Here is a 419-nt window from a genome sequence, read left to right as displayed (position 1 = left end):
CCGCCGGGAGAGGGGTTGGGGTGAGGGTACGGGCACCGACGAAGTACAGAATCGTCTCCAGGACCGCATCAGCTTGCAGCATCACATCGTTGTTCCAGAAACGCAGTACGCGCATTCCTTGCGACTGCAGGTAACGAGTTCGCTCGGCGTCGGCCGCTTCCGAATGTTGCGAGCCATCCAGTTCAACGACAAGCTTCAAGGCCTCGCAATAGAAATCGACGACGTACGGCGGCATTGGGTGCTGCCTGCGGAACTTCAGGCCAAGCAGGCCTCCGTTTCGCAGGTGTCGCCAGAGTTTTCTTTCCGCATCGGTCATGTCACGGCGCAAACCGCGGGCGTTTCTCAATGTGGTTGTGGGCAATGGCGGCCTGAGTTCCATGACCCCACCGTACCCTCACCCCAACCCCTCTCCCGGTGGG

Annotated in this window: 1 protein-coding gene; it reads right to left on the bottom strand. The window is 60.4% G+C overall.

Annotation, left to right across the window (positions count from 1 at the left end):
• Window positions 1–316: endonuclease domain-containing protein (locus D180_RS05705; RefSeq protein WP_343122582.1), on the bottom strand; the 316-nt coding region annotated here is incomplete at its 3' end.
• Between the last annotated feature and the right edge of the window lie 103 nt (window positions 317–419).

Source organism: Xanthomonas sp. SHU 166, from assembly GCF_000364685.1.
GTDB classification, from domain to species: domain Bacteria; phylum Pseudomonadota; class Gammaproteobacteria; order Xanthomonadales; family Xanthomonadaceae; genus Xanthomonas_A; species Xanthomonas_A sontii.
This window is presented reverse-complemented; position numbering and strand designations above follow the sequence as displayed.